The organism is Acinetobacter sp. YH12070 (genome assembly GCF_013419625.1).
Classification (GTDB): domain Bacteria; phylum Pseudomonadota; class Gammaproteobacteria; order Pseudomonadales; family Moraxellaceae; genus Acinetobacter; species Acinetobacter amyesii.
Genome location: NZ_VOZT01000021.1, coordinates 32,354 through 58,459, shown reverse-complemented (window position 1 = coordinate 58,459; position 26,106 = coordinate 32,354). Strand labels below are relative to the sequence as shown.

Genomic DNA, 26,106 nt, shown 5'->3' with positions numbered 1-26,106 from the left:
TATGACAAAATTGCCACTAAGCATAAGAGAATGGCAATGTCCTGACTGTGAAACAGTGCATGATCGTGATTTGAATGCAAGCTTGAATATACGCAATTTCGCTTTAGCTGATGCACTAGGACATAGTACTGTATAAAGAGTTCCTGTACCGCCATACTGTCAGCGCAGTGCGGTATCGAAAGGTGCAATCTCTAAGATTGCATGGGTCGCAAAGATTCCCCCACCATAGCTCTTAGCTTGGTGGTGGGAGTATGTCAAGAATCCTTCTAAATCTGCTGTAGGTAGACTCCAGAAAATGCTCGAAAGGCGCTGTTCAGGCTGCGTTGGAATTGCTCCCGTAGGCATTACACCCATCATGATGTTGGAGCGGTCATAGAACTGATGCAAGATCTGCGGATTCAGCACTTCGCATTCAGGCACGATGATCCACTTTGCACCCCAAGGGTAGGCTTGGTTGAGCTTTTCCCATGCTTTAGGGCGTAAATGGCTGCGTGCGCCATTGGCGATCAACACGAGATCAAATTGACGTTGAAAGGATTGATCTGCGGATTGTCCAATCACGTTTATACCGTCACTGGACTCTTGAAGTTCATGTACCTCATGCGCCATACACCACTCAACGTGTTGAGGATATTCTCGGACTTTGGATGCAAGGACATGACAGAGTGTGGCACGGTGAATGCCGAGTCCATATGAACGTTCATCGGCTTGTCGATATTGACTGTTTATCAGCAAGTCGCCGCCAGCCAGTTGACCTTCAAGACCGGTTACCACAGCGCCAAGGCTTAAGGCTTGTTCCAAAATGCCTAAATGTTCGAAAACTGCCAGTCCGGCAGGTTGTAATAATAATCCTGCGCCCACAGGTTCAAGTTGTGAGACTTTTTCATATAAGCAGATCTGATGGCCTTGAGCAGCAAGCATTGCTGCAGCAGCTAATCCTGCCGTACCTGCACCGATGATGGCAATATTTTGAGTTTTCATTGTTTTAAAAGTTGATTTTATCTCAGCCCAATGTATCAAAGATGCTGCATAAAACCCAATAAAAAAGCCCTCAAAAGGGCTTTTTTAGGGGTGAGTCAAGTCTTACCAGTGTTCACCTGGGAATAGGCGAGCATATGCCTTTTGTACCCAATTGAGTTTTTCTTGCTTACCAATAGACGCTGAAGAGCTTGGGAACAAGTTATAACCAATCGACATGAGTTTATTGTTAATGTCTGGAGCAATTGAGTAGGTAATAGAAGCCAGACGGCCCAAATTGGTCGCCACTTTCTTTGGACGTTTCACGATGGCATAGGCAATCAGGTCAGTCGCTTGTTCTGGAGAAAGCGTTGGAACGTATTTATAAATTTTGGTTGGAGCGATCATTGGCGTGCGCACCAATGGCATGTAGACCGACGTGATGGCAATATTATGCGAGTGAACTTCAGCGCTCAGGCAACGGCTAAAAGCATCTAATGCGGCTTTAGACGCAACATAGGCAGAGAAGCGTGTTGCATTGGCCAATACACCAATCGAACTGATGTTGATGATATGACCTTCACGACGAATCATCATTTTCGGCAGTAAATTCATCACCAAACGTACCGCGCCAAAATAGTTCAACTGCATAGTACGTTCAAAATCATGGAAACGATCGGTTGATTCATGTACGGCACGACGAATAGAACGGCCAGCGTTATTAATTAAGATATCAATATGATCGACGGAAGCGAGGATTTGTTGTGCCACAGCATCAATGGAGTCCATATCATTGAGGTCACATGGGAAAACATCGGCTTTACCGCCAGTGGCTTCAATTTCAGCTTTTACGGCATCAAGAGTTTCTTTGGTACGTGCAACCAGTAGAACATGTGCGCCTGCGTTGGCAAGGCGATGCGCTGTGGTTAAACCGATACCACTTGATGCACCGGTGATTAAAATGGTCTTACCGTTGACACGGTCAACGAAACGTTTCTCAAGTCTTGAATTCACGATGAGGTTCCCTGTTAAATCAGTTTTATTGTATTCATTTATCGGCCCGACAACGCTATGTGCAGGGCTGTTTTAAGTCAGCGGTATGATAGCGTTTTATTCAAAAAAAGCCATATGATAAGTAATTGATAATAAAATAATATTTAGAGTTTTTACTCTAAATTAAAATCCCTATTTACTCAATTTTTAACACATAAATATGTGAAAGAGAAGTGCTTTTATCAACATCGTTGCAACCTAAAAAAGTCGATTTTCAAGATAAATAAAATTGTAAATAAATATAGAAGCAGGGCCATAGATGCCCAAAGTTGGAAGGCGGATTATGTGAGAGTGGTTATTTAAATGAAATGGAAATAAAAACAGGCCTTAAAAATAAGACCTGTGGATTGTGCAATTATGGTTTAAACAGCAGCTAAGGCTTGCTCTAAGTCTGCAATCAAGTCATCCGCATGTTCGATCCCAATCGATAAACGAACCATATCAATGCTGACCCCCGCTGCGTTGAGTTCATCTTCATTGAGCTGACGATGTGTCGTGGTCGCAGGATGGCAGGCTAAACTTTTGGCATCACCAATATTCACAAGGCGAGTAAACAACTGCAAGGCATCGATGAAACGTGTGCCACCTGCAAGGCCATCTTGAACGCCGAATGAAAGAATCGCAGATGGTTTGCCTTTGACATATTTTTGCGCCAAAGCATGTTGTGGGTGGTCTTTTAGGCCAGCGTAGTTAACCCATTTTACTTTTGGATGCGCTTGTAAATATTCAGCCACTTTTTGCGCATTTTCTGTATGACGTTCCATGCGCAGGCTTAAGGTTTCCAAACCTTGTAAGATCAAAAACACATTGTGCGGGCTGATCGCAGCGCCCGTATTACGCAGTGGTACCACGCGCGCACGGGCAATGTAGGCTGCGTCACCTAAAGCTTCGACATAATTGACCCCGTGGTAGCTTGGATCAGGGGTGTTGAGTGATTTAAAGCGTTCAGGGTATTTGCCCCAAGGGAACTTGCCGCTATCGACAATAATGCCGCCGATCGAATTACCATGACCACCAATATATTTGGTGAGAGAGTGCACCACGATGTCGGCACCAAATTCAAATGATTTTTGCAGAACAGGTGTGGCCACAGTATTGTCTACGACTACAGGTATGCCAAATTCATGCGCAATTTTCGAAATTGCTTCGAGGTCAATAATATTGCCCAATGGGTTACCAATCGATTCGACAAAGACCAACTTGGTTTTGTCATCGATGAGGCTGCGCAGCGCTTCGGGGTTTTGATAATCAAAGAAGCGAACTTCTATGCCTTGTTTCGGCAGGGTGTGGGCAAACAGATTATATGTGCCGCCATATAGGGTCGAAACGGAAGCGATATTGTCGCCTGCTTCAGCAATGGTTTGAATCGCATATGTAATGGCAGCCATACCAGAGGCTAAGGCCAAAGCGCCAATACCGCCTTCGAGCGCTGCAACACGCTGTTCAAGGACTGCCGTGGTTGGATTCATAATGCGGGTATAAATATTCCCCTGAACTTTTAAGTCAAATAAATCAGCACCATGCTGCGTGTTATCAAAGGAATATGAGGTGGTTTGATAAATTGGAACGGCAACCGCTTTGGTGGTTGGCTCCGGTGTATACCCCGCGTGAATTGCTAAAGTTTCGTCTTTATAGGTCATGATTACTTCATCTAAGTGAGCTAGTTTTTTAAACAGTCTATCATTTATACATATGAATAAAAGTGCTTTATTTCTAAAATTAATATCATAATTATTCATATTGTTGAAAAAATTTCAGCTAAAGATGAGCGAAATCATGCCTAAAACCGCATGTTTAAATTTTGTTCGCCATTAAACTTGTAACAATGCATTGAAGCCGTGTGCGAAACCTTATTTTTTCACGACTTTATGCGTATAATAGCCGATTATTTTTTCGCTCAATTGAGCAGGGGCAACTTTGTGTTGTTCCGTATATGTTTTGACTATTGAGGAGTCCTAAGTGGCCCAATATATTTACACGATGAACCGTGTGTCGAAGATGGTTCCGCCTAAGCGCGAAATCCTGAAAGACATCTCTTTATCATTTTTCCCAGGCGCAAAAATTGGTGTGCTTGGTCTAAACGGTGCAGGTAAATCTACCTTGCTTCGTATTATGGCGGGCGTAGATAAAGATTTCTCAGGTGAAGCACGTGCTCAACCGGGTATCAAAATTGGTTACCTTGAACAAGAGCCGCCATTGGATGAAAGCAAAGACGTTCGTGGTAACGTTGAAGACGGTTTACGTGAACCGTTGGATGCTTTGGCGCGTCTTGATGAAGTGTTTGCAGAATATGCAGCAGAAGATGCTGACTTTGATGCACTTGCAAAAGAACAAGAGAAGTTAGAAGCGATTATCCATTCATGGGATGCACATAACATTGTCAACCAAATGGATCAGGCTGCTGCAGCGTTGAATCTTCCAGCTTGGGATGCAGATGTATCTAAGTTGTCTGGTGGTGAGCGCCGTCGTGTTGCACTTTGCCGTTTGTTATTGTCTAAACCAGACATGTTGCTTCTAGATGAACCAACGAACCATTTGGATGCTTCATCAGTATCATGGTTGGAACGTTTCTTGAAAGACTTCCCAGGTACGATCGTTGCGATTACCCATGACCGTTACTTCTTGGATAACGTGGCAGAGTGGATTCTAGAGCTTGACCGCGGCATGGGTATTCCATACCAAGGCAACTATTCTTCTTGGTTAGAGCAGAAAAATGCCCGTTTAGAGCAAGAACAGAAGCAAGAAGAATCTTTTGCTAAAGCATTGAAAAAAGAACTTGAATGGGTTCGTTCAAATGCTAAAGGTCAGCAAAAGAAAAACAAAGCGCGTATGGAGCGTTTTGAAGAGCTTAACTCACGCGAATTCCAACAGCGTAACGAAACGTCTGAAATCTATATTCCACCTGGTCCACGTCTAGGTAATAAAGTTGTAGAAGTTGAAGGTATTAGTAAATCCTTTGGTGACCGTACACTTTATAAAGATTTATCGTTCGTTGTACCACCTGCTGCAATTGTAGGTATCGTGGGCGAAAACGGTGCGGGTAAAACCACACTATTCCGTATGATGACAGGCGAACAACAACCAGATACAGGTACAGTTACACTGGGTGAGTCTGTTAAAGTGGCTTATGTTGGTCAGATTCGTGACACCTTAGATGACAACAAAACTGTTTGGGAAGAAGTTTCTGGCGGTTTAGATATCTTGAAAATTGGTGAATACGAAATCGCATCTCGTGCGTATATCGGTCGCTTTAACTTCAAAGGTCAAGATCAGCAAAAACGTGTAGGTCAATTGTCAGGTGGTGAACGTAACCGTTTACAACTTGCAAAAATCTTGCAAATGGGTGCCAACGTTATCCTGCTAGATGAACCATCAAACGACTTGGATATCGAAACTTTACGTGCGCTTGAGGATGCAATTCTGGTATTCCCGGGTACAGTCATGGTGATCTCGCATGACCGTTGGTTCCTCGACCGTATTGCAACGCACATCTTGTCATTTGAAGGTGAAACCCCTGAATTCTTCACGGGTAACTACCATGAATTTGAAGAATACCGTCGTAAACGTGATGGTGATGACCTTGTTGCAAAGCGTCAAAAATACCGCAAAATTGGCAACTAAGTTCCAGTTTTAAAATAAAAAAACCAGCCTGCGGGCTGGTTTTTTATTGCTTGAGATGCAATGACTATACAACTATGTCTTCATAGGCATGATGTAAGACGTAGTCTGCATGTTCATGGCCTTGTGCAGCAGCTTTACTGAGCCAAAGCTCTGCAAGTTCATAATTACGGTCTAAGCCGAGTTCTCCACGTAAATAACCGAGACCTAAGCGATATTGGGCATCTTTATGACCTTTTAATGCGGCACTTAAAAAATTCCACATGGCATTACGATAGTCGGTAGGGGATTGGTCTGCTGAATCCAGAGTCTGGTGACTGAGAAAGTCTTGATGGTGTTGAGCCGCAAGAATTTCAAAATAAGTCCCTTGAGCGTAATCGCCCTCGGCTTCTGGAACCGAAAGATGCATTCCTTGCAACTTTGGATTCATCTGTTGTGACAACAGTGCATAGATTTTTTTCAGAGCTTGTATCATCATTGTTAAACTCCTTGTTGCTAAATATAACCACTTGATTAATAAGAATATTAATTGCAGTCATTCGTGCGCTGTGTTGAATGATTTAATTGTTTTAAACAGATCACACTTAAGATGAAAATTAGCATGCTTGTCATGATATGTGAATAGGTATTGAAAAATATTTATAAGTAATTTCAGTCATCTAGATCGCGAAAAATTATTTTTAATAAATTGAAAGTAGATGCTGAAAAAAGTAGTTTTAAAGTTTGAAGGTAAAACGTAGTACTGAAGGTTGAATGATGTAATTTTATTACGTTTACTGCACCTGTTAAGCTCAAGACTGAAGAACATATAATTTATAAGGTCAGAAAATAATGAGTGAGCATCATGGGCATGACCACAGCCATGCCGTTGTCACAGAAGGGAATGTCAAAAAATTAAGTTTTGCCTTAGCACTGACCACGACGTTTTTGATTATTGAAGTCATTGCTGGATTTATGACGCAAAGTTTGGCGCTATTGTCAGATGCGGCACATATGTTCACCGATGCTGCAGCCCTTGCCATAGCATTGGTCGCGATCAAAATTGGCAAGCTTCCTGCTGATAACAAACGTACCTTTGGCTATCAGCGTTTTGAAATTTTGGCAGCCTTGTTTAATGCCTTGATGCTATTTGTGGTTGCGATTTATATTTTGTATGAGGCTTATCAGCGCTTTTCAACGCCGCCGGAAATTCAAAGTATGGGCATGATGATTGTGGCCGTCATCGGTCTAATCATTAACTTAATCTCGATGCGTATTTTATTTTCCAGTTCACAAGAAAGCTTGAATGTGAAAGGGGCGTATCTAGAGGTGTTAAGTGATGCCTTAGGTTCGGTCGGTGTGATTATTGGCGCAGCGATTATTTATTTTACCGGCTGGATGTGGGTCGATACGCTTATTGCGGTGCTCATTGGCTTTTGGGTCTTACCAAGGACTTGGATTTTACTCAAACAAAGTATCAATATTTTATTGGAAGGTGTGCCTGAAGAAATCGACATAGAAAAATTACGCAATGATTTATTGGCACTCAAAGGGGTGGAGAGTATTCACCAGTTAAAGGTCTGGGCAATTACGTCAAAGAATGTGCATTTGACGGTTCATCTCTTTGCACCTGAAGCCGATCGTAATGCCTTGTATTTTGAGGCGATTGAAATGTTGCAACATGAACATGGAATCACGGAGATGACATTGCAAATCGAAGAAGATGAATGTGTAGTACACCAACACACTCAAAAGTCTGATCATGCACATGAGCATCATCAAGATGATCACGCGCATTCTCATGATGAATCACATCAGCACTAATGCTAATGTGATTTAAATGGCCTGTTTAGATTTCCCACTCATGATTACATTCGCGGCATTTCCATTTTTTCTGTGATTGCATAAAACCTTGCATTGAAATTTTGAAATCTGGCAGGTCGCGATAGAACAAGAAGCCAGCAATCAAGCAAGCAATAAATACAACAACAGTCGCAGTTTGTAATGTAGTACCTGCACCGTCACCAAAAATCCACATTGCGATGCTGATAATCACCAACAGTAAAAGAATAAATACCGCAGGGATGAGGATAATCAGGCTTTTAGGCACGACAGGACGAGCAACAGGCTGGCCTGCTTGCGCAAGAGGCATAATTTTAGGGCTTTGACATTTAGGGCAACGGTATTGCATTGCAACTCCATAATTTTAATCTATGGTTTATTTTAATCAGAATGACGCAGAAAGCAAAAATACCGTAAATTTAAATCAGATAAAATTTAGGCAATAAAAAACCCAAGTCATAATGCTTGGGTTTTTTATAAGATGATTTGCATCACCTTGAATATGGCGTCCCTACGGGGATTCGAACCCCGGTTACCGCCGTGAAAGGGCGATGTCCTAGGCCTCTAGACGATAGGGACAATTTGAGGCAACTTAGAGTTGGTTGACACCATCTCTCGGTATGGGCGCTATATTAGGGGGATAACGCCCATCCGTCAACTAAAAAATCAATTAAGCTTCATCAACTGCATCATTTTTCGGCAGTTTTAAGCTTTCATTGAGTTTTTCCCATGCTTTTGTTTCTTTTTTACTCGGGCCGCCCACAATTTCAAGTGCATGACGTAAGCGAGCAAAGGTTAAATCAGGACCAATGGTTACCATTGATTGCATAACAGGTGTCGAAGATGTTGAACCTGCAATAGCAATAAAGAAGGTTGGCATGAAGTCACGAAGTTTAATGTCCATTTGGTTCGCCAAATCCATAAGCGTTTGGCTGACGGTGTCATTGTTCCAAGTGAACATGCTTTCTAGACGCCAAATGGCAAATTGAAGGCTTTGACGAACTTGTTCTTCAGTCAATTTTTTGCTTTCAAACTGTTCTTTGCTGAGTGTTGGGAATTGGTTGAAATAAAAACCTGCCCAATTCACTGCTTCAGACAATAAATTAATACGTGGTTGAATCGCAGCAGCAATTTCTTCCAAGGTATTACGATCTGATTTCCAAGCCAGTAGGGTATCGAGCAATTGACCCGGTGTTAAACCTTTAATCCATTGACCATTTAACCAGTTTAGCTTTTCAACATCAAAGATTGGACCGCCTAGTGATACACGTTGAATGTCAAAGTGTTCAATCATTTCAGCCAAAGTGAATTTTTCACTTTCATCCGGCATTGACCAGCCCATACGGCCTAAGTAGTTCAATAATGCTTCAGGTAAAACGCCGATGTCTTTGTAGTAGTTAATTGACGTTGGGTTTTTGCGTTTAGACAGTTTTGATTTATCTGGGTTACGTAACAGCGGCATGTGGCAAAGTACAGGCATGTCCCAACCAAAATATTTGTACAATAATTGGTGTTTAGGCGCAGATGGAATCCATTCTTCACCACGAATTACGTGAGTGATTTCCATTAAATGGTCATCAACCACGTTTGCCAAGTGATACGTCGGTAAACCATCGGTTTTCAGTAGAATTTGCATGTCAACTTGCGCCCAAGGAATTTCGACTTCACCACGCAGTAAGTCATTAAATTTACAAATCCCTTCTTCAGGTACTTTCATACGAATGACATGCGGTTCACCAGCAGCCAAACGCTGTGCCACTTCTTCTGCAGTGTGTTTTAAGCCACGACCGTCATAACGCGGTGATTCACCACGCGCTTGTTGTTCCGCACGCATTTGATCGAGTTCTTCTGCTGTTGCGAAGCAGTAGAATGCATGGCCTTTTTCAACCAGTTCCAAAGCATATTGTTTATAAATGTCCATACGTTCAGATTGACGGTATGGCGCATGAGGGCCACCTACATCTGGACCTTCTGACCAGTTCAAACCTAACCAACGCAATGAATCTAAAATCATTTTTTCAGATTCTGGGGTAGAGCGCAGCTGGTCTGTATCTTCAATACGAAGAATAAATTCACCGCCATGTTGCTTCGCAAAACATAAGTTAAACAATGCAATATAAGCAGTCCCAACGTGCGGGAAACCAGTAGGAGAAGGTGCGATACGAGTACGAACAGTCATAATCAGCTTTTAATCAGAATGTAAATTGGGATCTATTATAACGAAAAAGCCTGATCACTTAATGCTTAATTCAACATTGAATGATCAGGCGTTTTTAGTGTTTTTTAGACGGCAGTGGGGGAACTCGTCTAAAACAATAGCTTGGGCAGCATCAATATGCTGATGTCGTTATGAGTTGCTACCAGAGAAAATGGCTTGAACAAAACGAGAAAAACTTTGGTTTTGTGATGCAAAGAAACTTTGAGTTGGTGCTGCTTTAATAGACGTAAGTACTTTTAAATTATCGTCTGTACGGCCTTTGCCTTCAGATTTTTGTTGATTAATCGCTTTTTCGATCAATGAGGTACGTTCAGCAGGCATCGTAAGTTTGTTATTCGATGCGGTGTTGGTTGCAGCACAAAAAGCAGTCTGTGCAGTCACGCTTAAACTTAAGCCTAGGCATAGTGCGTATGAAAATTTCATGTCCAAATCTCCCCCTAGTTTTGGTGATGGAACTTTTTATTTGCAAAATAGTTTTAATATTTAGACTACGATTTAACCATCTTTCGTAATTAAAAAGTAGAACTACGTCACAATTTTTACAAAAAAACTAAAAAAGTCTGTACTAGGATTACCTAAATAGACTGTTTTCTCCAGATTTTCGGATGTTTTAGCAAACAACTATGAAGATAGCATGGAGATCGCTTCTGATTGTTGCTGTATTAGCAGAATTAAAGCTTTAAATACGTTATTTTTAGATATCTTTAAAACAGAAATAGATTTGAATTTATATTATAGATAGCTGATTGTTAAAGTTATTTTTGATTTATATAGTGCTCTCAAGATCAATTTGAGTTTGAGCAGATGAAAAAAATAATAGCATCGGGCATTTTCGCTTTGTTGGGTGGGGTGGCGGTACAGGTGTATGCCGCAAAAGATTTCTTAAATGTTTCTTATGACCCAACACGTGAGTTTTATCAGGAATATAACCAAGAATTTGGACAATATTGGAAAAAGCGTACAGGACAAGAGATTAACTTTAAACAATCTCACGGTGGCTCTGGCAAACAAGCTCGTGCAGTGGCAACAGGTTTACAAGCAGACGTTGTCACTTTGGCATTGGCCAATGATATTGATGAAATTGTGGCGACAGGACAAATCAATAAGAACTGGCAAAAGCAATTTCCACATAATTCTGCACCGTATACCTCAACCATCGTATTTTTGGTGCGCAAAGGTAACCCGAAAAAAATTAAAGATTGGAATGACCTGACCAAACCGGGCGTTGAAATTATTACACCAAATCCAAAAACAGGCGGCGCACCGCGTTGGATCTATTTATCAGCATGGGGATATGCTTTAAAACAGCCGGGTGGCAATGACGCCAAAGCCAAAGAATTGGTGAAAAAACTCTATAGCAATGTCAAAGTATTGGATTCTGGCGCACGTGGTTCACTCACGACCTTTGCTGAGCGTGGCATTGGAGATGTCTTACTGTCTTGGGAAAATGAGGCACTGTTAGCGACTCAGGGCCTAGGCAAAGATAAATATGACATTATTTATCCGTCTATTTCGATTTTAGCCGAACCTTCAGTGGCAGTAGTGGATAAAACCGTCGATAAAAATGGTAATCGAAATTTGGCGAAGGGTTATTTGAATTATCTATATTCACCTAAAGGCCAAGAGCTGGCAGGTAAATATTTCTTCCGCCCTCGCGATGCAAAAGCCACAGCAAAATACGCTGCTCAATTTCCGAAAGTTCAAACCTTTACCATTGATAAAGTGTTTGGCGGTTGGGCTAAAGCGCAAAAAACACATTTTGTGAATGGTGCGATTTTTGATCAAATTTATAGTGAAAAGAATAAAGAGTAAAACGATCCACCATAATGGGCGTTGTAAAAACGGATCATCTGGATTATCCGTTTTTCGCATATGTAATGCATAAAAATCTATACATAGGGAATAAGTAGATTGTTTTTGTGTATTTTAATATGAAAAACAAACAATTAAATTCGCTGCGTTAGTTGTATCCAGCAAAGGGTCTAAACTTGCTGCAATTGCGATTTATGACTTTATTTCATATATTTAGCAGTATTGAATATAAATTTATGCTGGCTGTTATGAAAACTCAATTTAAGGCGTGGCTCAGTGCTGCGTTGCTTGCCACTGGTGTTGCTTTCTCAGCGTCTGCTCAGGCCGCTGATCGCGAATTTTTAAACGTTTCTTATGATGCAACGCGTGAATTTTATGACGAATTTAATAAGTCATTTGGTGCATATTGGAAAGAGCGTACCGGTAAAACGGTTGCATTTAAACAATCACATGGTGGTTCAGGCAAACAAGCCCGTTCCGTGGTTGATGGCTTAAAAGGTGATGTTGTGACTTTGGCGTTGGCCAATGACATCGAAGAAATTGTGAAGTCTGGTCAGATTCAACCAGGTTGGCAAAAAGAGTTTCCACATAACTCAGCGCCATATACGTCAACGATTGTCTTCATGGTGCGTAAGGGCAACCCGAAACATATTAAAGATTGGTCTGATTTAACCAAGCCGGGCGTACAAATTATTACCCCGAACCCGAAAACTGGCGGTCTCCCACGTTGGGTTTACTTGTCAGCTTGGGGTTATGCTTTGAAACAACCGGGTGGTAATGAAGCGAAAGCCAAAGATTTCGTGGGTAAAATGTACCATAACGTAAAAGTAATGGACTCTGCGGCACGTGCATCGATGACTACATTTGCAGAACGTGGTATTGGTGATGTGTTATTGACTTGGGAAAACGAAGCTTTAGTTACGCAAAAAACTTTGGGTAAAAACAAATTTGATATCGTGTATCCATCGATGTCGATTTTGACTGAGCCTTCAGTGGCGATCGTGGATAAAACTGTCGATAAAAATGGTAATAAATGGTTAGCTCAAGGCTATATCAATTATCTTTATTCTCCATTAGGTCAAGAAATGGCGGCTCGTCATTTCTATCGCCCACGTAATGCAGCAGTTTTAGCAAAATATAAATCACAGTTCCCGCCATTAAAAACATTTACTATTGATGAAGTGTTTGGTGGTTGGGCAAAAGCTCAACAAACACATTTTGTGAATGGTGCGATCTTCGATCAGATCTACAATAACAAGCGCTAATACATCGAAATCTATGATTTGAGATGTTCAAAGACCTCCTTCGGGAGGTTTTTTAATGGATGGCAAAAAATAAAAACGGTTTTCTCTATGGAAAGTAATATTTCTGTACAAAAAGACGTTTGGAGCTTTGCTAAAACAAGGTAATAATGTGCAGTTACATTTTTAGCTGTGTTGAACGAACCCTTATGTCGCATATTTCTGTATTACTTCATGAAACTGTTGATGCTTTACTGGCAGATCGCAATACAGGAATTTTCGTAGATGGCACATTTGGGCGTGGCGGTCATACACGTTTATTACTGTCTAAATTAGATGAAAATGCACGTGTTTATGCCTTTGATAAAGACCCACAAGCATTGGCCGTTGCAGCAGAATTAGAACAAGAAGATGCGCGTTTTAAAATTATTCACGCCAGTTTTGCCGATTTAAAAGAGGAACTGCGTAGTCGTGGTATCGATTTGGTCGACGGTATAATGGCGGATTTAGGGGTGTCATCTCCGCAGCTAGACCAAGCAGAACGTGGCTTTAGTTTTATGAAAGATGGCCCACTTGATATGCGTATGGACAACTCACAAGGCCCAACAGCCGCAGAGTGGTTGGTTGATATTGAAGAAGAAGATTTGGCCAATATTATTTTTAAATATGGTGAAGAACGTTATAGCCGCCGTATTGCCAAAGCGATTAAAGCGGCAGGGTATATTGAAACCACAGCTCAATTGGCTGAAATCGTGAAAGTTGCCCACCCGAAATGGGAAAAAAATAAACATGCAGCGACACGAACTTTCCAAGCAATTCGTATTGCTATTAACAAAGAACTCGACGATATTGATATCTTCTTACCTCAAGCGGTGGATATGCTGAAACCTGAAGGCACTCTTGCAGTGATCAGTTTCCACTCTTTAGAGGATCGTTTAATTAAACAATTTATTCAAAAAGAATCTACACTTGCAGAAGACACAGGCTGGGGTTTACCACAAAAACGCGAAGATACCCGCCGCTTAAAAAAAGTGTCACGAATTAAAGCAAGTGAAGAAGAAGTTAAAGCCAATCCGCGATCTCGTAGTGCTTGGCTTCGTGTGGCAGAGCGTTTAGCTTAAAAGGCAAAGAATGAAAACCGAAGCAATCGAAAAAAACTCTGATCAATCGCAGTCGAAGAAAATCATTACATATGGCATTTTATTGCTCTTGGTTTTTGTGAGTGCGATTATGGTGGTCTTTCAAGTCTTTGAATATCGCCAAGATTATCGTCAATTGAGTACCTATATGCGTGAAAGGGATGACCTCAATGCAGAATGGGGACGTTTGCTGATCGAACAACAAACTTTCGGTGCAACAGCCCAAATTGGGACACGTGCAGTTACCCAATTACGCATGTATTCGCCTCCTATTGCACAAACCGTTGTTATTTCATTGCCACAAACTCCAGAACAGAAAAAATAGGCTGCCGGTCACATGGTTGAAAAGAGAAACAAACAAACTCCGCGTAAGAAACAGCAGTCTGTTACTGGTCGTACAGCCATTTCGGTGGAGATGTGGCGCTATCACTTGATGTGGGCAGTGGTTTTGCTGTGCTTCATTGCATTGGTGGGGCGGGCTTTTTATGTACAAATCATTAATAAAGACTTTTTACAAAATAAAGCCAATGCTAAAATTTTAAGAACTGAAACCTTAAAAGCCATGCGCGGTGTCATCTATGACCGTCACGGTGTGCCTTTAGCGATTAGTACCCCGATCATGAAAATCGTGATCGATCCACGTGATTATTTTGACAATAAAAAACTCTTTGAAGAAACCACGGCTGAATTGGCTAAAGATCCAAACAATCGTAAATTAAAACGTCAATTACCTGATAAAAATCTAAGCTTAGATGAACTTGCCGATGCTGTCGGTATGGATCGTGCTGAACTGAAACGCAAAATGAATGAGCGTCCACGTTCACGTTATTTGGTTTTAAAGAAAGAAGTACCGCCGCAACAAGCTGAATTGATCATGAAACGTGACTTTCAGGGCGTATATACTGAGAAAAACTATAAGCGCTACTATCCACAGCCTCAGCCAAACTCACAAATTATTGGCTTAACCAATAGTGAGGGCATGGGTATTGAAGGCTTAGAAATGCAACTGAATGAACGTCTTTCAGGTGTTGATGGTGCGCAGCAAATTGTCCGTGATAAAAAGGGCAACCGTGTTAAAGACCCTGAGATTGTGAAAGAAGTCGAGTCGGGCGAAAATATCACGCTCAGTATCGATTCACGTTTGCAATACATCATGTACCGTGAGTTGACCGCCGCAGGGGTGGCCAATAATGCACGTTCTGCAACCGCGATTGCCGTGGATGTCAAAACAGGTGAAATTTTGGCGATGACCTCTTGGCCGTCGTACAACCCGAACGATAAAAAAGGCGTTTTAAATAAAGATGCCATGCGTAACCGTGGTGCGATTGACTCTTTTGAGCCAGGTTCAACCATGAAGCCAATGACCGTGGCAATGGCGTTGGAAAGCGGCAAATACACGGCAAATACAGTTGTAAATACCACACCGGGTTCAATGCGCGTTGGGAATCATACTATTCGAGATACGCATAACTATGGTCCTTTGACTTTGGGCGGCATTATTCAAAAATCGTCTAACGTTGGTGTGGCAAAAATCGCTTTATCTCTCCCTTATGAAACATTACCGACCTTCTATCAACGTCTTGGCTTTGGTCAACGTTCAGCGGTGAAATTCCCCGGTGAAAGTGCTGGTCTGATTTTACCAAAGAGCAAATGGAATGTGTCTGAAGTAGCGACTATGGCTTATGGTTATGGTTTGAACGCTACAGTACTCCAACTGGCGGATGCTTATGCCATGATTGCCAATAAGGGCGTCAAAATGCCACTGAGCTTGTATAAGCTTGAGGAACAGCCGAAAGGTGAGCAGATTATTGACGCTAAAATTGCCGATCAAGTGCTTTTAATGATGGAAGCGGTGACTTTGCCAGGTGGTACGGCACGTCAAGCCAATATCCCGGGTTATCGCGTGGCGGGTAAAACTGGTACAGCACATAAATTACGTGCAGACCGTAAAGGCTATTCGACTTCAGAATATCGAGCACTCTTTGCCGGTGTTGCACCAGTGAGTGATCCACGTTTGGCCATGATTGTTGTAGTGGAAAACCCGACAGGTCAGTATTACGGTGGTCTGGTGGCTGCACCCGTTTTTGCTCGTGTAATGCAAGAATCTTTACGTTTAATGAACGTACCTTTAGATAAACCTTTAGACACTCCTAAGATCCAGTAATAGGTGATGAATGAAAATTACGTTTCAAGATCTATACACCGTTGAACAGCCCGCTGAATGGATGTCGCAATCCTTTCAGGGCTTCAATCTGGATAGTCGCAAAGTTACAGCAGGGCAAATATTTATTGCCCTGACTTCGTTTTCGCAACCTGAAAAAACAGCACAATTTGCACGTACAGCGTTAGAAAATGGTGCGTTGGCAGTTATTTCCGAAACTGATTTGGGCTTGGATCAAAGTGTCGTGATCGCGGATGTGCGTCAATTGATGGGGCTGTGGCAAAAGCAATATTTACAGGCGACTCAACCGGTTCAAGCTGCACGAATTTTGGCAGTGACGGGTACCAATGGTAAAACCACGATCTCACGCTTAATCGCTGAATTACTCATGCTGCAAGGCAAAAAATGTGCAGTGATGGGAACCACTGGAAACGGAATTTTACCGAATTTAGAAGCCTCTTCTCACACCACTTTAGATGCGTTGCATATGCAAAATGCGTTGCATGCATATGCACTTGAGGGAGCAGAGTTTGCTGCCATTGAGGCAAGTTCGCATGGCTTAGAACAAGGCCGATTAAATGGCTGTGCAATTGAAATTGCCGCTTATAGCAATTTAAGTCGTGACCATTTGGATTATCATAAAACCCTTGAAGCCTATGCTGAAGCGAAATCACGTTTATTTCAGTTTCCATCGCTCAAAGTTGTAGTCATCAATCTCGATGATGAACATGCCGAAGTGATGCTGAATGCTGCACGTCAAAATCCGGCACAGCCAAAAAATTTGACCTATTCAACGCGACAGGCTGCGGATTATCAAGTGACGGATATTCAATACAGCTTAACAGGCGCGCAATTTAAATTGCGTACCGCTCAGGCTGAATTTGTGGTGCAAAGTCCATTATTGGGACACTTCAATATTGAAAACATCGTGGCAAGCTTAATTTCAGCGGAACAAGCAGGTTTTGATTTATCTGCCTTGATCGCAACTGCGCCAGAGTTAAAAGGTGCACCGGGTCGTATGCAAGTGATCCGTGATGATGAACGCTTGTTTGTGGTGGATTATGCACATACACCAGATGCCTTGATTCAAGTGTTACAGACCTTAAAACGTCATGTATCGCAACAGCTATGGGCGGTGTTTGGCTGTGGTGGTGATCGTGACCGTGGTAAACGTCCATTGATGACTCAAGCGGCATTAAACCATGCAGATGTTGCGTTGATTACCTCAGATAATCCACGTACTGAAAACCCGGAACAAATTTTTGCAGATATGAAGGCTGGTATTGATTTCACTGGAAAAACTGTCCATGAAATCCATGACCGCCGTGAAGCGATTAAATTCGCAGTCAACCATGCGCAAGCGGGTGATATTGTGGTGATTGCTGGTAAAGGCCATGAAAACTATCAAGAAATTGATGGTGTTCGACATTGGTTTGATGATGTGGTGGAAGTGAAATCAGCGATTGATTCACAGCATCACAACACTGACTCGGCTTATCCAGCGCAATAGGAAACAGATATGCATACTTCAACGACCAGTACGGTTCCGTTAGAACCTTGGACTGCCGAACAGTTGGTTCAAGCGACACAAGGGCACTGGCATAATAATCAAGCGCCGACAGGTCCTGTGAAACGAATTTTGACCGATTCACGTCATGCAGAGCAAGGCGATGCTTTTCTTGCCCTGAAAGGTGAACGCTTTGATGCGCATGATTTCCTTGCTCAAGTGGCTGAAAAGGGTTGTGAAATTGCCATTGTCAGTCATCCGGTCGATGTGGATATTTGTCAGTTGGTGGTTGCAGATACACGTTTAGCACTTGGATATTTAGGTGCATTTCGTCGTGCCCAAAACCCAGCCTTAAAAGTGATTGCCTTGACAGGAAGTAGTGGTAAAACCACAACCAAAGAGATGCTCGGGAGTATCCTTTCTCGTCTTGCACCAACGTTAATTACGCGCGGTAATTTAAATAATGACCTTGGCGTACCGATGATGTTACTTGAGTTACGTCCAGAACATCAGTATGCCGTGATGGAGCTTGGTGCCAGTCATAAAGGTGAAATTGATTACACCTCAAATTTGGTACAGCCTCAGGTTGCCGGTATTTTAAATATTGGCACCGCTCATATGGGGGAGTTTGGTGGGCGTGATGGTATTTGTCGTGCCAAGTCTGAAATTTATGCACATATAGCGAAAACAGGAACTTCGATTGTCCCTGCGGCAGATGATTTTACAGATGCCATTCGTCAAGCGGTGCAAACTGAGCAAGTAATGAGTTTTGGTCAGGGCGGGGATGTTTTTGCGACTGAGACTGAACTTCAGGCTCAATCTTCACGATTTATCTTAAATACGCCACAAGGTTCGCGTCCTGTTCAACTGCCATTTGCGGGTGAGCATAATGTGCAAAATGCAACTGCTGCCGCAGCTTTTGCGTTGTCGATTGGCGTGAGTTTAGATGACATCGTTGTGGGTCTTGAACATGCAACAGGTGCCAAAGGTCGTCTAAATTTTATTCAACATAAAGATTATTTGTTTATTGATGATACTTACAATGCAAATCCAACCTCAATGCGTGCTGCTGCTGATGTACTTGCACAGCAAGATGGCATCAAAGTCATGGTCATTGGGGATATTGGTGAGTTAGGTTCATCTGCTGCACAGCAGCACTACATGTTGGGACGTGACCTTGTTTCACACGCCGGTCTTCAATTTGTCGTTGCTGTCGGTGAGTTTTCACCTGCCGTGCAAGAAGGCGCGCGCAGTACCCAATATGGTAAAAAATTACAGGCCTTTCTATCTCAAGAACAGGCCTTACCGTTATTAATTAGTCTAGTCAAAACACATCAGCCTCAGTCCATGAGTTTCCTGTTTAAAGGTTCTCGTTATACCCACATGGAAACTTTGATGGCTGAATTGATGGAGAAACTTTAATGCTGTTATGGTTATTTGAGCAGCTTGCGGGTTATCACAGCTCGTTTCAGGTTGTTCGTTATTTAACGCTTCGTTCGCTACTCAGTGTCTTAACGGCATTGGCCATTGGTCTGTTGCTTGGACCTGTGATGATTCGCAAATTGCAAGCTCTCAAATATGGTCAGGCAGTCAGTTCATTTGCACCTGAAAATCATGCCAAAAAAATGGGCACACCAACTATGGGTGGTGTGTTGATTTTACTTTCTATTGGTATTTCAACCTTACTTTGGGCTGATCTTTCAAACCCTTATGTATGGATTGTACTTGGGGTGATGGTGATTTTTGGTGCTGTGGGTTGGGCAGATGACTGGATTAAAATCCGTTATAAAGACAATGCAGGTCTGCCTGCGAAGAAGAAATTCTTTTGGACTTCTGTGGCATCTTTAGGTGCTGGTATTGCACTCTATGTGATTGCGACACAGCAAGCAAACCCAGTACATACTTCAAATATGTTGGATCTGCTGATTCCATTCTTTAAAGAAATTAGCATTCCGTTGTCTATTATTCCACTTGGTATCGGCTTTATTGTCTTTACTTATTTGGTGATTAACGGCGCATCCAATGCTGTGAACTTAACCGATGGTTTGGATGGTTTGGCGATTATGCCAATCGTTTTGGTTGCCGCAGGTTTAGGTGTATTTGCTTATCTGGCTGGTGATGTCCGTTTTGCTGATTATTTACATATCCCTTATGTGAAATATGCATCTGAACTTGTCGTGATCTGTGCGGCAATGATCGGTGCTGGCTTGGCATTCTTATGGTTTAATGCGCATCCTGCTCAAGTCTTTATGGGTGATGTCGGTGCCTTATCTCTAGGTGCGATGCTCGGTACGATTGCAGTCATGGTTCGTCAAGAAATCGTTTTTGCCATTATGGGCGGTGTTTTCGTGGTTGAAGCTATTTCTGTCTTCTTGCAAATTGGCTCGCTGCGTATGCGGAATAAGCGCGTATTCTTAATGGCACCGCTGCACCATCATTATGAGAAAAAGGGATGGCGTGAAACGCAGGTGGTGATTCGTTTCTGGATTATTACAATTATGCTGGTAGTTTTAGGTCTAATGACTTTAAAATTACGTTAAGCAAATAAATAAACGAAACCGGCATTTGCTCCCACAGATGCCGGTTTTTTTATTTCAAAATATAGTGGAGTAAATGATGAACCTGTTGATGTGTCCTGTATGCCGTGAAGCATTAAAACTCACAGAGCGGACATGGCGCTGTGAAAATAATCATAGCTATGATGTTGCAAAACAAGGCTATGTCAATTTACATGTGGTTCAACATAAACACAGTAAAAATCCGGGTGATACGCCTGAATCTATACAGGCGCGTCGTGCGTTTTTGAGTGCAGGTCACTATGCACCTTTGCAACAGGCAGTGGTGGCTTTGATTCAAAAATTACGGGTTGAAAACTTGTTGGATATTGGCTGTGGTGAAGGCTATTACACTGATGCGATGCAAGCTGAAGTACTACAGTGTGTGGGTGTCGATATTGCTAAAAACGCAGTACAAGTGGCTGCTAAGTTGAATAAAGAGGTGACTTGGGTGGTTGGTACAGGTGTGACCTTACCTGTGTTAGATCATTCGATTGACTTGTGTACGAGTTTATTTAGTCCAATTCCTAAAGAAGAAATCCTTCGTGTGTTAAAGCCTGAGGGTCACTTGATGGTGGTTACACCTGCACCAGAGCATCTTTATGCAATGCGTGAAGCCCTGTTTGAGGAAGTAAAACCACATGAACCGCATAAATTTGTGGAACAACTGGCGAATGATTTTGAATTGGAAAGTGAGCAAGTGGTACAAGCGAAAATGTCACTTTCTCAGCAGGATCTCAAAAACTTAATTGCAATGACGCCTTATGCCTATAAAGTGAAAGCTGAGCGTCGAGAAGCTCTCGAAAAAAATGAACAATTTGAGTTGCAAGCGCAGTATCAAATTTATCTCTTTAAAAAGAAATAATACATTGGAAGTGATAAAAAAAGCCCTCGTTTGAGGGCTTTTTTTATGCAGCTTATTTACTGAACTTGATCGATGAGATGATCAAGAGCATCAGTTTTATGCTCTGCACCTTGTGGTTTAGGCTGCATTGGCGGTGGCGCAGCTCGAGTCGGTGCAAGATTAGTTTCAGCAGACCCTGGAAGGTCGTCAAAATCATTTTGCGAAGCCTGCGGCTTAGGTGCAACAGGTGCAGGACGATACAGCGGTTGAGCCATCGGCGGCGTTGCTGCACGATCTTGTTCAGGTTGACCTTGAGTCGCTTTAGCTGAATTGCGATTGATTGGATTCTTGGCATGGGTGTCTAAACGCACCCAAGCTTCAGGTGTACCTTTGAGGGATTTTGCCATAAAGTCTGACCAAATCGGCAGTGCTGCAACACCACCATATTCACGTCGACCTAAGGTAGAAGGTTGGTCAAAACCGACCCAAGCTACAGTGACTAATTTTCCATTAAATCCAGCAAACCACGCGTCTTTTGCATCATTGGTTGTACCGGTTTTACCGCCTAAATCACCGCGACCAATTTTTAAAGCCGCTCGACCTGTACCGTGTTGGATTACGTCACGCAAAATGTTCGCCATATCAAAGGCCGAACTTGACTTCAAAATCCGCTGAGCTTGTTTATAGTTTGCTGCTTCAGTATCGGAAATTTTCGATTCAGCAGATTTGTTGTCCTGATTGGTGACTTCAATCACTTCATCATCCGGCGTGGTTGGATCTGCAGATTCAACTTCGTCCTTTTGATTGATACATTGAATACATGCATATTCAGGATTGGCTTGATAAATCACTTTGCCATAAGCATCTTCAATACGGCTAATAAAGTGCGGTTGAATACGATATCCACCGTTGGCAAAAGTCGCATAACCTGTCGCCATTTGAATCGGTAACACCTGTGGGGTACCTAGAGCAATGGTGTAGTTACGTGGAATTTGGTTTTCTTGCAAGCCAAAATCCATAAATAATTGGCGAGTACGTTCAATTCCGACGACTTGTAATAAGCGAACTGAAACTGTGTTACGTGATAAATAGAGGGCACGGCGTAGAGGTATCATCCCTAAATAGCGACCGTCAGAGTTTTTAGGCGTCCACTTACCAATCGTAATTGGATTGTCATTGACCATGGAATACGGAGTCATACCGCGTTCAAGTGCTAAAGCATAAACAAAAGGTTTAATGGTTGAACCCGGCTGACGCCAGCCTTGTAGAGCACGGTTAAATTTAGATTGATAAAAATTATAACCACCAACAATGGCTTCAATACCACCATTGTTGGGATTAAGTGCAATTAATTGACCTTGCGCTTTTGGAATTTGTACCAAAGCCCATGAGCTTTTATCCGCATTCGGACGTAGGCGAATAATATCTTTAACTTTTACAATTTGTGAGGCTTTGCTAGGCGCATTGCCTACACTATTGGCATTGCGATAGGGGCGTGCCCAAGACAGACCTGACCATGGAACTGTCACACTACTGCCGTCTTGCATCAACACTTCGATACTGGTGTTGTTGACTTTAGTGACTTCGGCAGGATAGGTGTTGGCATATGGAATAAAGTTTTTTAAGGGTTCATCATGTGCTTCTGCACCACGCCAACCATGTCGTCTATCGTAAGCTTCGAGACCTTCTTGTACAGCCTGCTCAGCATAGGCTTGGCGTTGGCTGTTGATGGTGGTGTAGACTTTATAGCCAGAATCAGTCGCTTGTTCGCCAAACTTTTCTACCAGTTCTGAGCGAACCATTTCCCCGACGTAAGGGAATTTGTTGCTGACTCCGCGGTCAGGCATATCGAGATTAATCGGTTCAGCAATCGCTTTTTGATATTCGGCTTGATTGATATAACCCAATTGCAACATACGGCCTAAAATCCAATTACGACGCTCTAAAGCACGTTTTGGGTTGGCTACAGGATTATATTTTGATGGTGCTTTAGGTAGACCTGAAATCATTGCCATTTGAGCCAAACTCAAATCTTGCAAGCTCTTGTTATAATAAATTTTTGCTGCTGCTGCGATACCGTAGGCATTTTTGCCCAAAAAGATTTTGTTGACATACAGCGTTAAAATTTCTTCTTTACTTAGATTTTGTTCAATTTTTCGAGCAAGGAAAACTTCGGTCAATTTACGTTTTAAAGTACGTTCTGGAGTTAGATAATAGTTTTTTGCAACCTGCATGGTAATGGTTGAACCACCGGTTTGCACATCTGAACCCGTAATACTTTCACTGACAGCACGCCCCAATCCTTTGAAACTAATACCGCTGTGTTCAAAAAACGAGGAATCTTCCGCAGCTAAAAAGCCATGAATGAAATGAGACGGGATTTGGTCGTACTCTACAGGGACCGAAAGTTTGCCACCATATTCTGCAATCAGCTCATTATCAGCACTATAAACCTGCAATGGTTTTAATAATGGAGCCTTTTTTAAGATGGACATTTCAGGCAAAGACGGGGCAATATAGAGATACATGCCATAGAAACCCATTGGAATTGCGACCAAAATAATAATAATGGCCAAAAAAAATGGATGAACAAGGCCTGAACAAGATAGCTTTTTCATAACAAGTAAGTTTTAATAAGAGCTAATGGCAAACTAATTGGTGGTCAGTATATCCTTTCGATATACGGATTGTTAGATGAGTTATTGTATCTGTATAAAATTATAGACCAATGCTAATTAGTGGGTTAATTTTTTTGGGGATAAAAAAATAATAGGAATTATATTGTGCTCAGGTTATATCGTAAGCCAAATAAGGGGTTAATAGGAGTAGATATTAGTTCGACTTCTGTTAAGGTTTTGGAACTTTCTGTAAAGAGTGGGCGGTATTGGGTAGAAAGCTATGCTTTGGTCCCATTACCAGAAGGAAGTGTTGTTGAAAAGAACATATTGAATCCGGAAGCTGTCGGTGACTGTTTAGAGCGCGCAATTAATTTGGCCAATACACAGACGACCAATGCAGCTTTGGCAGTTCCAACGTCGATGGTGATTACAAAAATCATCGAAATGGACGCAGATATGAACGATGATGAACGTGAAATTCAGATTCGTGATGATGCTGAGCAATATATTCCGTTCCCACTTGATGAAGCGAGCCTTGATTTTGAGGTCTTGCCGGATCGTCTATCCAATCCAAATCGTGTCAATGTTCTACTTGTCGCTACGCGTATTGAAAATGTCGAAGCGCGTGCGGAAGTTATTCAGCTTGCTGGTCTTACACCAAAAATTGGCGATGTAGAAAGCTTTGCAATTGAAAATGCATTTAAAGTTTTCTCAGATACTTTGCCAATGGGTGTAAATACCGTGGGTATTTTAGATATTGGTCATAGTATGACGACCTTATCTGTTATGCAGAATAACAAAGTGATTTATACCCGTGAGCAAGTGTTTGGTGGCAAACAATTGACGCAGGAAATTCAAAATCGCTATGCATTGTCTTTCGAAGAAGCGGGTCGTGCGAAAAAAACTCGTGCTTTGCCAGATGATTATGATGTTGAAGTCTTAGAACCTTTCTTAGAAGCTGTCGTTCAACAAGCAGCGCGTTCTTTACAGTTCTTCTTTTCATCTTCACAGTTCAACGAAATTGACCATATTTTATTGGCAGGGGGGAATGCCAATATTCCGGGGCTTGCAAAACTACTTCAACAAAAATTGGGTTACCGCGTCACGATTGCCAATCCATTCTTACAAATGGGTTTTTCACCTCAAATTGATATTAAAAAAATTGAAAATGATGCCTCATCACTCATGGTGGCATGCGGTCTAGCATTGAGGAGTTTTGATTAATGGCAAAAATTAACTTGCTCCCTTGGCGTGATGAGCTAAGAGAGAAACGAAAAAAAGAATTTATTGCACTTTGTATTGGGGCTTTCTTAATTGGGGTAATTGGAGTTGGTTTAACATGGTTGTACTTTGATCACAAATTAAAAGATCAAGAACAAGCGAACCAATTGATTATCAGTCATAACCAAAATTTAGATGTTCAATTAAAGTCTTTGGATGGTTTGCAAGAACAGCGTAATGCCATTATTGAGCGCATGAAGTTGATTCAAGGCTTACAAGGTCAACGTCCAATCGCGGTACATCTTGTAGATGAATTGGTTCGTGTGACACCTGCCAATATGTACATCACAAAATTTGAGCGTAATGGCGACAAATTTATGATCGAAGGGCGTGCGGAAAGTCCAAATACTGTTGCAGATTTATTGCGTAATTTGGAAGCATCACCTTGGTATCGTAATGCCTTCATGAGTTCATTCCTTGTGGCTGAAGAGAAAAAAGACAAAGCGCCGACGTCAGTGGTTCCTCGCGTAGAAGAATCTTATGGTGCATTTACTGTGACTGCTGATTTGGAGCAAATTGCGCAGCCGACCATTAATGATCCAGCAGCAAATGCAGGACAGTCAGCTTCATCGGCGCAAACATCTGACGCACAAACTGCAGCAACACCAACTCCGGAGGCTGCAAAATGAGTCGTGATGAATTTGAACAATTGAATCAAGATGCTGTTGTCATTCCGAAAAAGAAAATGACTTTTGATAAGTTTGTACAGCAGTTCAATACCTTAGATCCGAATAACTATGGTAGTTGGCCAATTTCAGTCAAAATTACCTGCTGGATTTTTATCATTATCCTTGTGGCAATTTTGGGTTATTTCTTGGCGATTAAAGGCAAGATTGAAGCCATTTCAAGTGCCAATGCGCAAGAACAAAATTTGTTGAATGAGTTTCGTGAAAAAGATTCAAAACTACGTAATTTGCAACAATATCAATTGCAGTTGCAGGATATGGAAGCACGTTTTAATCAACAGTTAGAGCAATTGCCGAAAGAAACTGAAATTCCAGGTTTGGTTGAAGATATCAACTTAACAGGCGTGAATTCTGGATTGAAATTTAAAATGATTCGTCTTGAGCCTGAAGTGAAGCAAGAGTTCTTTACGGAACAGCCAATTCATATCGAAGCAACAGGTGATTACCATGCCTTTGGTTCATTTGTTAGTGGTATTGCGGGGCTTTCACGAATTGTGACTTTGCATAATTTAACGATTACAGCAACTGAAAATAAAGAAAAAAATTCAGATATTCCAAAAATTGATTATGTTATTTCTGCGAAAACATAAGTATC

General features: G+C 41.9%; 22 protein-coding genes, 1 tRNA gene and 1 pseudogene. 15 read left to right on the top strand and 9 right to left on the bottom strand.

The window, feature by feature from the left end; all coding sequences use genetic code 11:
- Position 1: 1 nt before the first annotated feature.
- Positions 2-136 carry a zinc ribbon domain-containing protein gene (locus FTU17_RS08330; protein ID WP_180039353.1) on the top strand — a complete coding sequence of 45 codons (135 nt, stop codon included), beginning with the start codon at positions 2-4 and terminating at the stop codon, positions 134-136.
- 119 nt (positions 137-255) lie between these two features.
- On the opposite strand, the pseudogene FTU17_RS08325 reads toward FTU17_RS08330, so the two are convergent.
- The 3 genes and pseudogenes from FTU17_RS08325 to FTU17_RS08315 form a co-directional block, all read right to left on the bottom strand.
- Positions 256-981 (bottom strand): annotated as a pseudogene (locus FTU17_RS08325) (FAD-dependent oxidoreductase); the annotation flags it as partial.
- A gap of 102 nt (positions 982-1,083) precedes the next feature.
- Positions 1,084-1,971, bottom strand: a complete 888-nt coding sequence (locus tag FTU17_RS08320; protein ID WP_078189400.1) for an SDR family NAD(P)-dependent oxidoreductase — start codon at positions 1,969-1,971, stop codon at positions 1,084-1,086.
- A 401-nt stretch (positions 1,972-2,372) separates the two neighbouring features.
- Positions 2,373-3,650 (bottom strand): O-acetylhomoserine aminocarboxypropyltransferase/cysteine synthase family protein, encoded by a 1,278-nt coding sequence (locus tag FTU17_RS08315; protein ID WP_180135090.1) that lies wholly within the window; start codon positions 3,648-3,650, stop codon positions 2,373-2,375.
- A 319-nt stretch (positions 3,651-3,969) separates the two neighbouring features.
- Between FTU17_RS08315 and ettA the strand changes: the two genes are divergently transcribed.
- Positions 3,970-5,631, top strand: a complete 1,662-nt coding sequence (ettA, locus tag FTU17_RS08310) for an energy-dependent translational throttle protein EttA (protein WP_180042172.1) — start codon at positions 3,970-3,972, stop codon at positions 5,629-5,631.
- 64 nt (positions 5,632-5,695) lie between these two features.
- Here the strand turns inward: ettA and FTU17_RS08305 are convergent, their stop codons facing one another.
- The gene (locus FTU17_RS08305; RefSeq protein ID WP_180135089.1) at positions 5,696-6,106 is read right to left on the bottom strand and encodes an SEL1-like repeat protein; all 411 of its coding nucleotides are present in this window, start codon (positions 6,104-6,106) and stop codon (positions 5,696-5,698) included.
- Between the two features lie 353 nt (positions 6,107-6,459).
- Between FTU17_RS08305 and FTU17_RS08300 the strand changes: the two genes are divergently transcribed.
- Complete coding sequence (locus FTU17_RS08300) at positions 6,460-7,431, top strand: cation diffusion facilitator family transporter (RefSeq protein ID WP_180012416.1); 972 nt, start codon at positions 6,460-6,462, stop codon at positions 7,429-7,431.
- 25 nt (positions 7,432-7,456) lie between these two features.
- Here the strand turns inward: FTU17_RS08300 and FTU17_RS08295 are convergent, their stop codons facing one another.
- From FTU17_RS08295 to FTU17_RS08280, 4 genes are all read right to left on the bottom strand, one after another.
- A complete protein-coding gene (locus FTU17_RS08295; protein ID WP_180129591.1) occupies positions 7,457-7,798 on the bottom strand; it encodes a hypothetical protein in 342 nt (113 codons plus the stop codon).
- 154 nt (positions 7,799-7,952) lie between these two features.
- A tRNA-Glu gene (locus FTU17_RS08290) sits at positions 7,953-8,028 on the bottom strand.
- Between the two features lie 91 nt (positions 8,029-8,119).
- Complete coding sequence (gltX, locus tag FTU17_RS08285) at positions 8,120-9,628, bottom strand: glutamate--tRNA ligase (RefSeq protein WP_168378189.1); 1,509 nt, start codon at positions 9,626-9,628, stop codon at positions 8,120-8,122.
- Positions 9,629-9,796: 168 nt separating this feature from the next.
- Positions 9,797-10,090 carry a hypothetical protein gene (locus tag FTU17_RS08280; RefSeq protein ID WP_180135088.1) on the bottom strand — a complete coding sequence of 98 codons (294 nt, stop codon included), beginning with the start codon at positions 10,088-10,090 and terminating at the stop codon, positions 9,797-9,799.
- Between the two features lie 381 nt (positions 10,091-10,471).
- Here FTU17_RS08280 and FTU17_RS08275 point away from each other — a divergent pair, with 381 nt between their 5' ends.
- From FTU17_RS08275 to FTU17_RS08235, 9 genes are all read left to right on the top strand, one after another.
- Positions 10,472-11,479, top strand: coding sequence for a sulfate ABC transporter substrate-binding protein (locus tag FTU17_RS08275; protein ID WP_180008671.1), 1,008 nt, complete (start codon positions 10,472-10,474; stop codon positions 11,477-11,479).
- A gap of 248 nt (positions 11,480-11,727) precedes the next feature.
- The gene (locus tag FTU17_RS08270) at positions 11,728-12,744 is read left to right on the top strand and encodes a sulfate ABC transporter substrate-binding protein (protein ID WP_078189545.1); all 1,017 of its coding nucleotides are present in this window, start codon (positions 11,728-11,730) and stop codon (positions 12,742-12,744) included.
- A gap of 185 nt (positions 12,745-12,929) precedes the next feature.
- A complete protein-coding gene (rsmH, locus tag FTU17_RS08265; RefSeq protein WP_180008673.1) occupies positions 12,930-13,841 on the top strand; it encodes a 16S rRNA (cytosine(1402)-N(4))-methyltransferase RsmH in 912 nt (303 codons plus the stop codon).
- 10 nt (positions 13,842-13,851) lie between these two features.
- Positions 13,852-14,184, top strand: coding sequence for a cell division protein FtsL (ftsL, locus tag FTU17_RS08260; RefSeq protein WP_078189390.1), 333 nt, complete (start codon positions 13,852-13,854; stop codon positions 14,182-14,184).
- Between the two features lie 12 nt (positions 14,185-14,196).
- Entirely contained in the window at positions 14,197-16,023 is a 1,827-nt protein-coding gene (gene ftsI, locus FTU17_RS08255) for a penicillin-binding protein PBP3 (RefSeq protein WP_180124608.1), read from the top strand.
- 10 nt (positions 16,024-16,033) lie between these two features.
- Entirely contained in the window at positions 16,034-17,530 is a 1,497-nt protein-coding gene (locus FTU17_RS08250) for a UDP-N-acetylmuramoyl-L-alanyl-D-glutamate--2,6-diaminopimelate ligase (protein ID WP_180135087.1), read from the top strand.
- 9 nt (positions 17,531-17,539) lie between these two features.
- Entirely contained in the window at positions 17,540-18,949 is a 1,410-nt protein-coding gene (gene murF / locus FTU17_RS08245; protein ID WP_180135086.1) for a UDP-N-acetylmuramoyl-tripeptide--D-alanyl-D-alanine ligase, read from the top strand.
- On the top strand, positions 18,949-20,067 hold the full coding sequence (mraY, locus tag FTU17_RS08240; RefSeq protein WP_078189386.1) for a phospho-N-acetylmuramoyl-pentapeptide-transferase: 1,119 nt from the start codon (positions 18,949-18,951) through the stop codon (positions 20,065-20,067). The genes murF and mraY overlap by 1 nt, the downstream gene beginning before the upstream one ends.
- 76 nt (positions 20,068-20,143) lie before the next feature.
- Positions 20,144-20,947: a putative RNA methyltransferase gene (locus FTU17_RS08235; protein ID WP_180135094.1), complete on the top strand. Its 804-nt coding sequence runs from the start codon at positions 20,144-20,146 to the stop codon at positions 20,945-20,947.
- A 56-nt stretch (positions 20,948-21,003) separates the two neighbouring features.
- On the opposite strand, the gene ponA is transcribed toward FTU17_RS08235, so the two are convergent.
- Positions 21,004-23,544 (bottom strand): penicillin-binding protein PBP1a, encoded by a 2,541-nt coding sequence (gene ponA, locus FTU17_RS08230; RefSeq protein WP_180135085.1) that lies wholly within the window; start codon positions 23,542-23,544, stop codon positions 21,004-21,006.
- A gap of 165 nt (positions 23,545-23,709) precedes the next feature.
- Between ponA and FTU17_RS08225 the strand changes: the two genes are divergently transcribed.
- Genes FTU17_RS08225 through FTU17_RS08215 form a run of 3 tightly spaced genes read left to right on the top strand, consistent with a single transcriptional unit; the run spans position 23,710 to position 26,101 of the window.
- On the top strand, positions 23,710-24,768 hold the full coding sequence (locus FTU17_RS08225) for a pilus assembly protein PilM (protein ID WP_078189383.1): 1,059 nt from the start codon (positions 23,710-23,712) through the stop codon (positions 24,766-24,768).
- Positions 24,768-25,454, top strand: coding sequence for a PilN domain-containing protein (locus FTU17_RS08220; protein ID WP_078189382.1), 687 nt, complete (start codon positions 24,768-24,770; stop codon positions 25,452-25,454). Before FTU17_RS08225 ends, FTU17_RS08220 begins: the two co-directional genes overlap by 1 nt.
- Positions 25,451-26,101: a type 4a pilus biogenesis protein PilO gene (locus FTU17_RS08215; RefSeq protein WP_180135084.1), complete on the top strand. Its 651-nt coding sequence runs from the start codon at positions 25,451-25,453 to the stop codon at positions 26,099-26,101. Before FTU17_RS08220 ends, FTU17_RS08215 begins: the two co-directional genes overlap by 4 nt.
- Positions 26,102-26,106: the final 5 nt, after the last annotated feature.

Bases quoted from the DNA above. Each gene is read 5' to 3' on its own strand.
- FTU17_RS08330 (WP_180039353.1), top strand. From the start codon at position 2: ATGACAAAATTGCCACTAAGCATAAGAGAATGGCAATGTCCTGACTGT.
- FTU17_RS08315 (WP_180135090.1), bottom strand. From the start codon at position 3,650: ATGACCTATAAAGACGAAACTTTAGCAATTCACGCGGGGTATACACCG.
- FTU17_RS08305 (WP_180135089.1), bottom strand. From the start codon at position 6,106: ATGATGATACAAGCTCTGAAAAAAATCTATGCACTGTTGTCACAACAG.
- FTU17_RS08300 (WP_180012416.1), top strand. From the start codon at position 6,460: ATGAGTGAGCATCATGGGCATGACCACAGCCATGCCGTTGTCACAGAA.
- FTU17_RS08295 (WP_180129591.1), bottom strand. From the start codon at position 7,798: ATGCAATACCGTTGCCCTAAATGTCAAAGCCCTAAAATTATGCCTCTT.
- gltX (WP_168378189.1), bottom strand. From the start codon at position 9,628: ATGACTGTTCGTACTCGTATCGCACCTTCTCCTACTGGTTTCCCGCAC.
- FTU17_RS08280 (WP_180135088.1), bottom strand. From the start codon at position 10,090: ATGAAATTTTCATACGCACTATGCCTAGGCTTAAGTTTAAGCGTGACT.
- FTU17_RS08275 (WP_180008671.1), top strand. From the start codon at position 10,472: ATGAAAAAAATAATAGCATCGGGCATTTTCGCTTTGTTGGGTGGGGTG.
- FTU17_RS08270 (WP_078189545.1), top strand. From the start codon at position 11,728: ATGAAAACTCAATTTAAGGCGTGGCTCAGTGCTGCGTTGCTTGCCACT.
- rsmH (WP_180008673.1), top strand. From the start codon at position 12,930: ATGTCGCATATTTCTGTATTACTTCATGAAACTGTTGATGCTTTACTG.
- ftsL (WP_078189390.1), top strand. From the start codon at position 13,852: ATGAAAACCGAAGCAATCGAAAAAAACTCTGATCAATCGCAGTCGAAG.
- ftsI (WP_180124608.1), top strand. From the start codon at position 14,197: ATGGTTGAAAAGAGAAACAAACAAACTCCGCGTAAGAAACAGCAGTCT.
- FTU17_RS08250 (WP_180135087.1), top strand. From the start codon at position 16,034: ATGAAAATTACGTTTCAAGATCTATACACCGTTGAACAGCCCGCTGAA.
- murF (WP_180135086.1), top strand. From the start codon at position 17,540: ATGCATACTTCAACGACCAGTACGGTTCCGTTAGAACCTTGGACTGCC.
- mraY (WP_078189386.1), top strand. From the start codon at position 18,949: ATGCTGTTATGGTTATTTGAGCAGCTTGCGGGTTATCACAGCTCGTTT.
- FTU17_RS08235 (WP_180135094.1), top strand. From the start codon at position 20,144: ATGAACCTGTTGATGTGTCCTGTATGCCGTGAAGCATTAAAACTCACA.
- ponA (WP_180135085.1), bottom strand. From the start codon at position 23,544: ATGAAAAAGCTATCTTGTTCAGGCCTTGTTCATCCATTTTTTTTGGCC.
- FTU17_RS08220 (WP_078189382.1), top strand. From the start codon at position 24,768: ATGGCAAAAATTAACTTGCTCCCTTGGCGTGATGAGCTAAGAGAGAAA.
- FTU17_RS08215 (WP_180135084.1), top strand. From the start codon at position 25,451: ATGAGTCGTGATGAATTTGAACAATTGAATCAAGATGCTGTTGTCATT.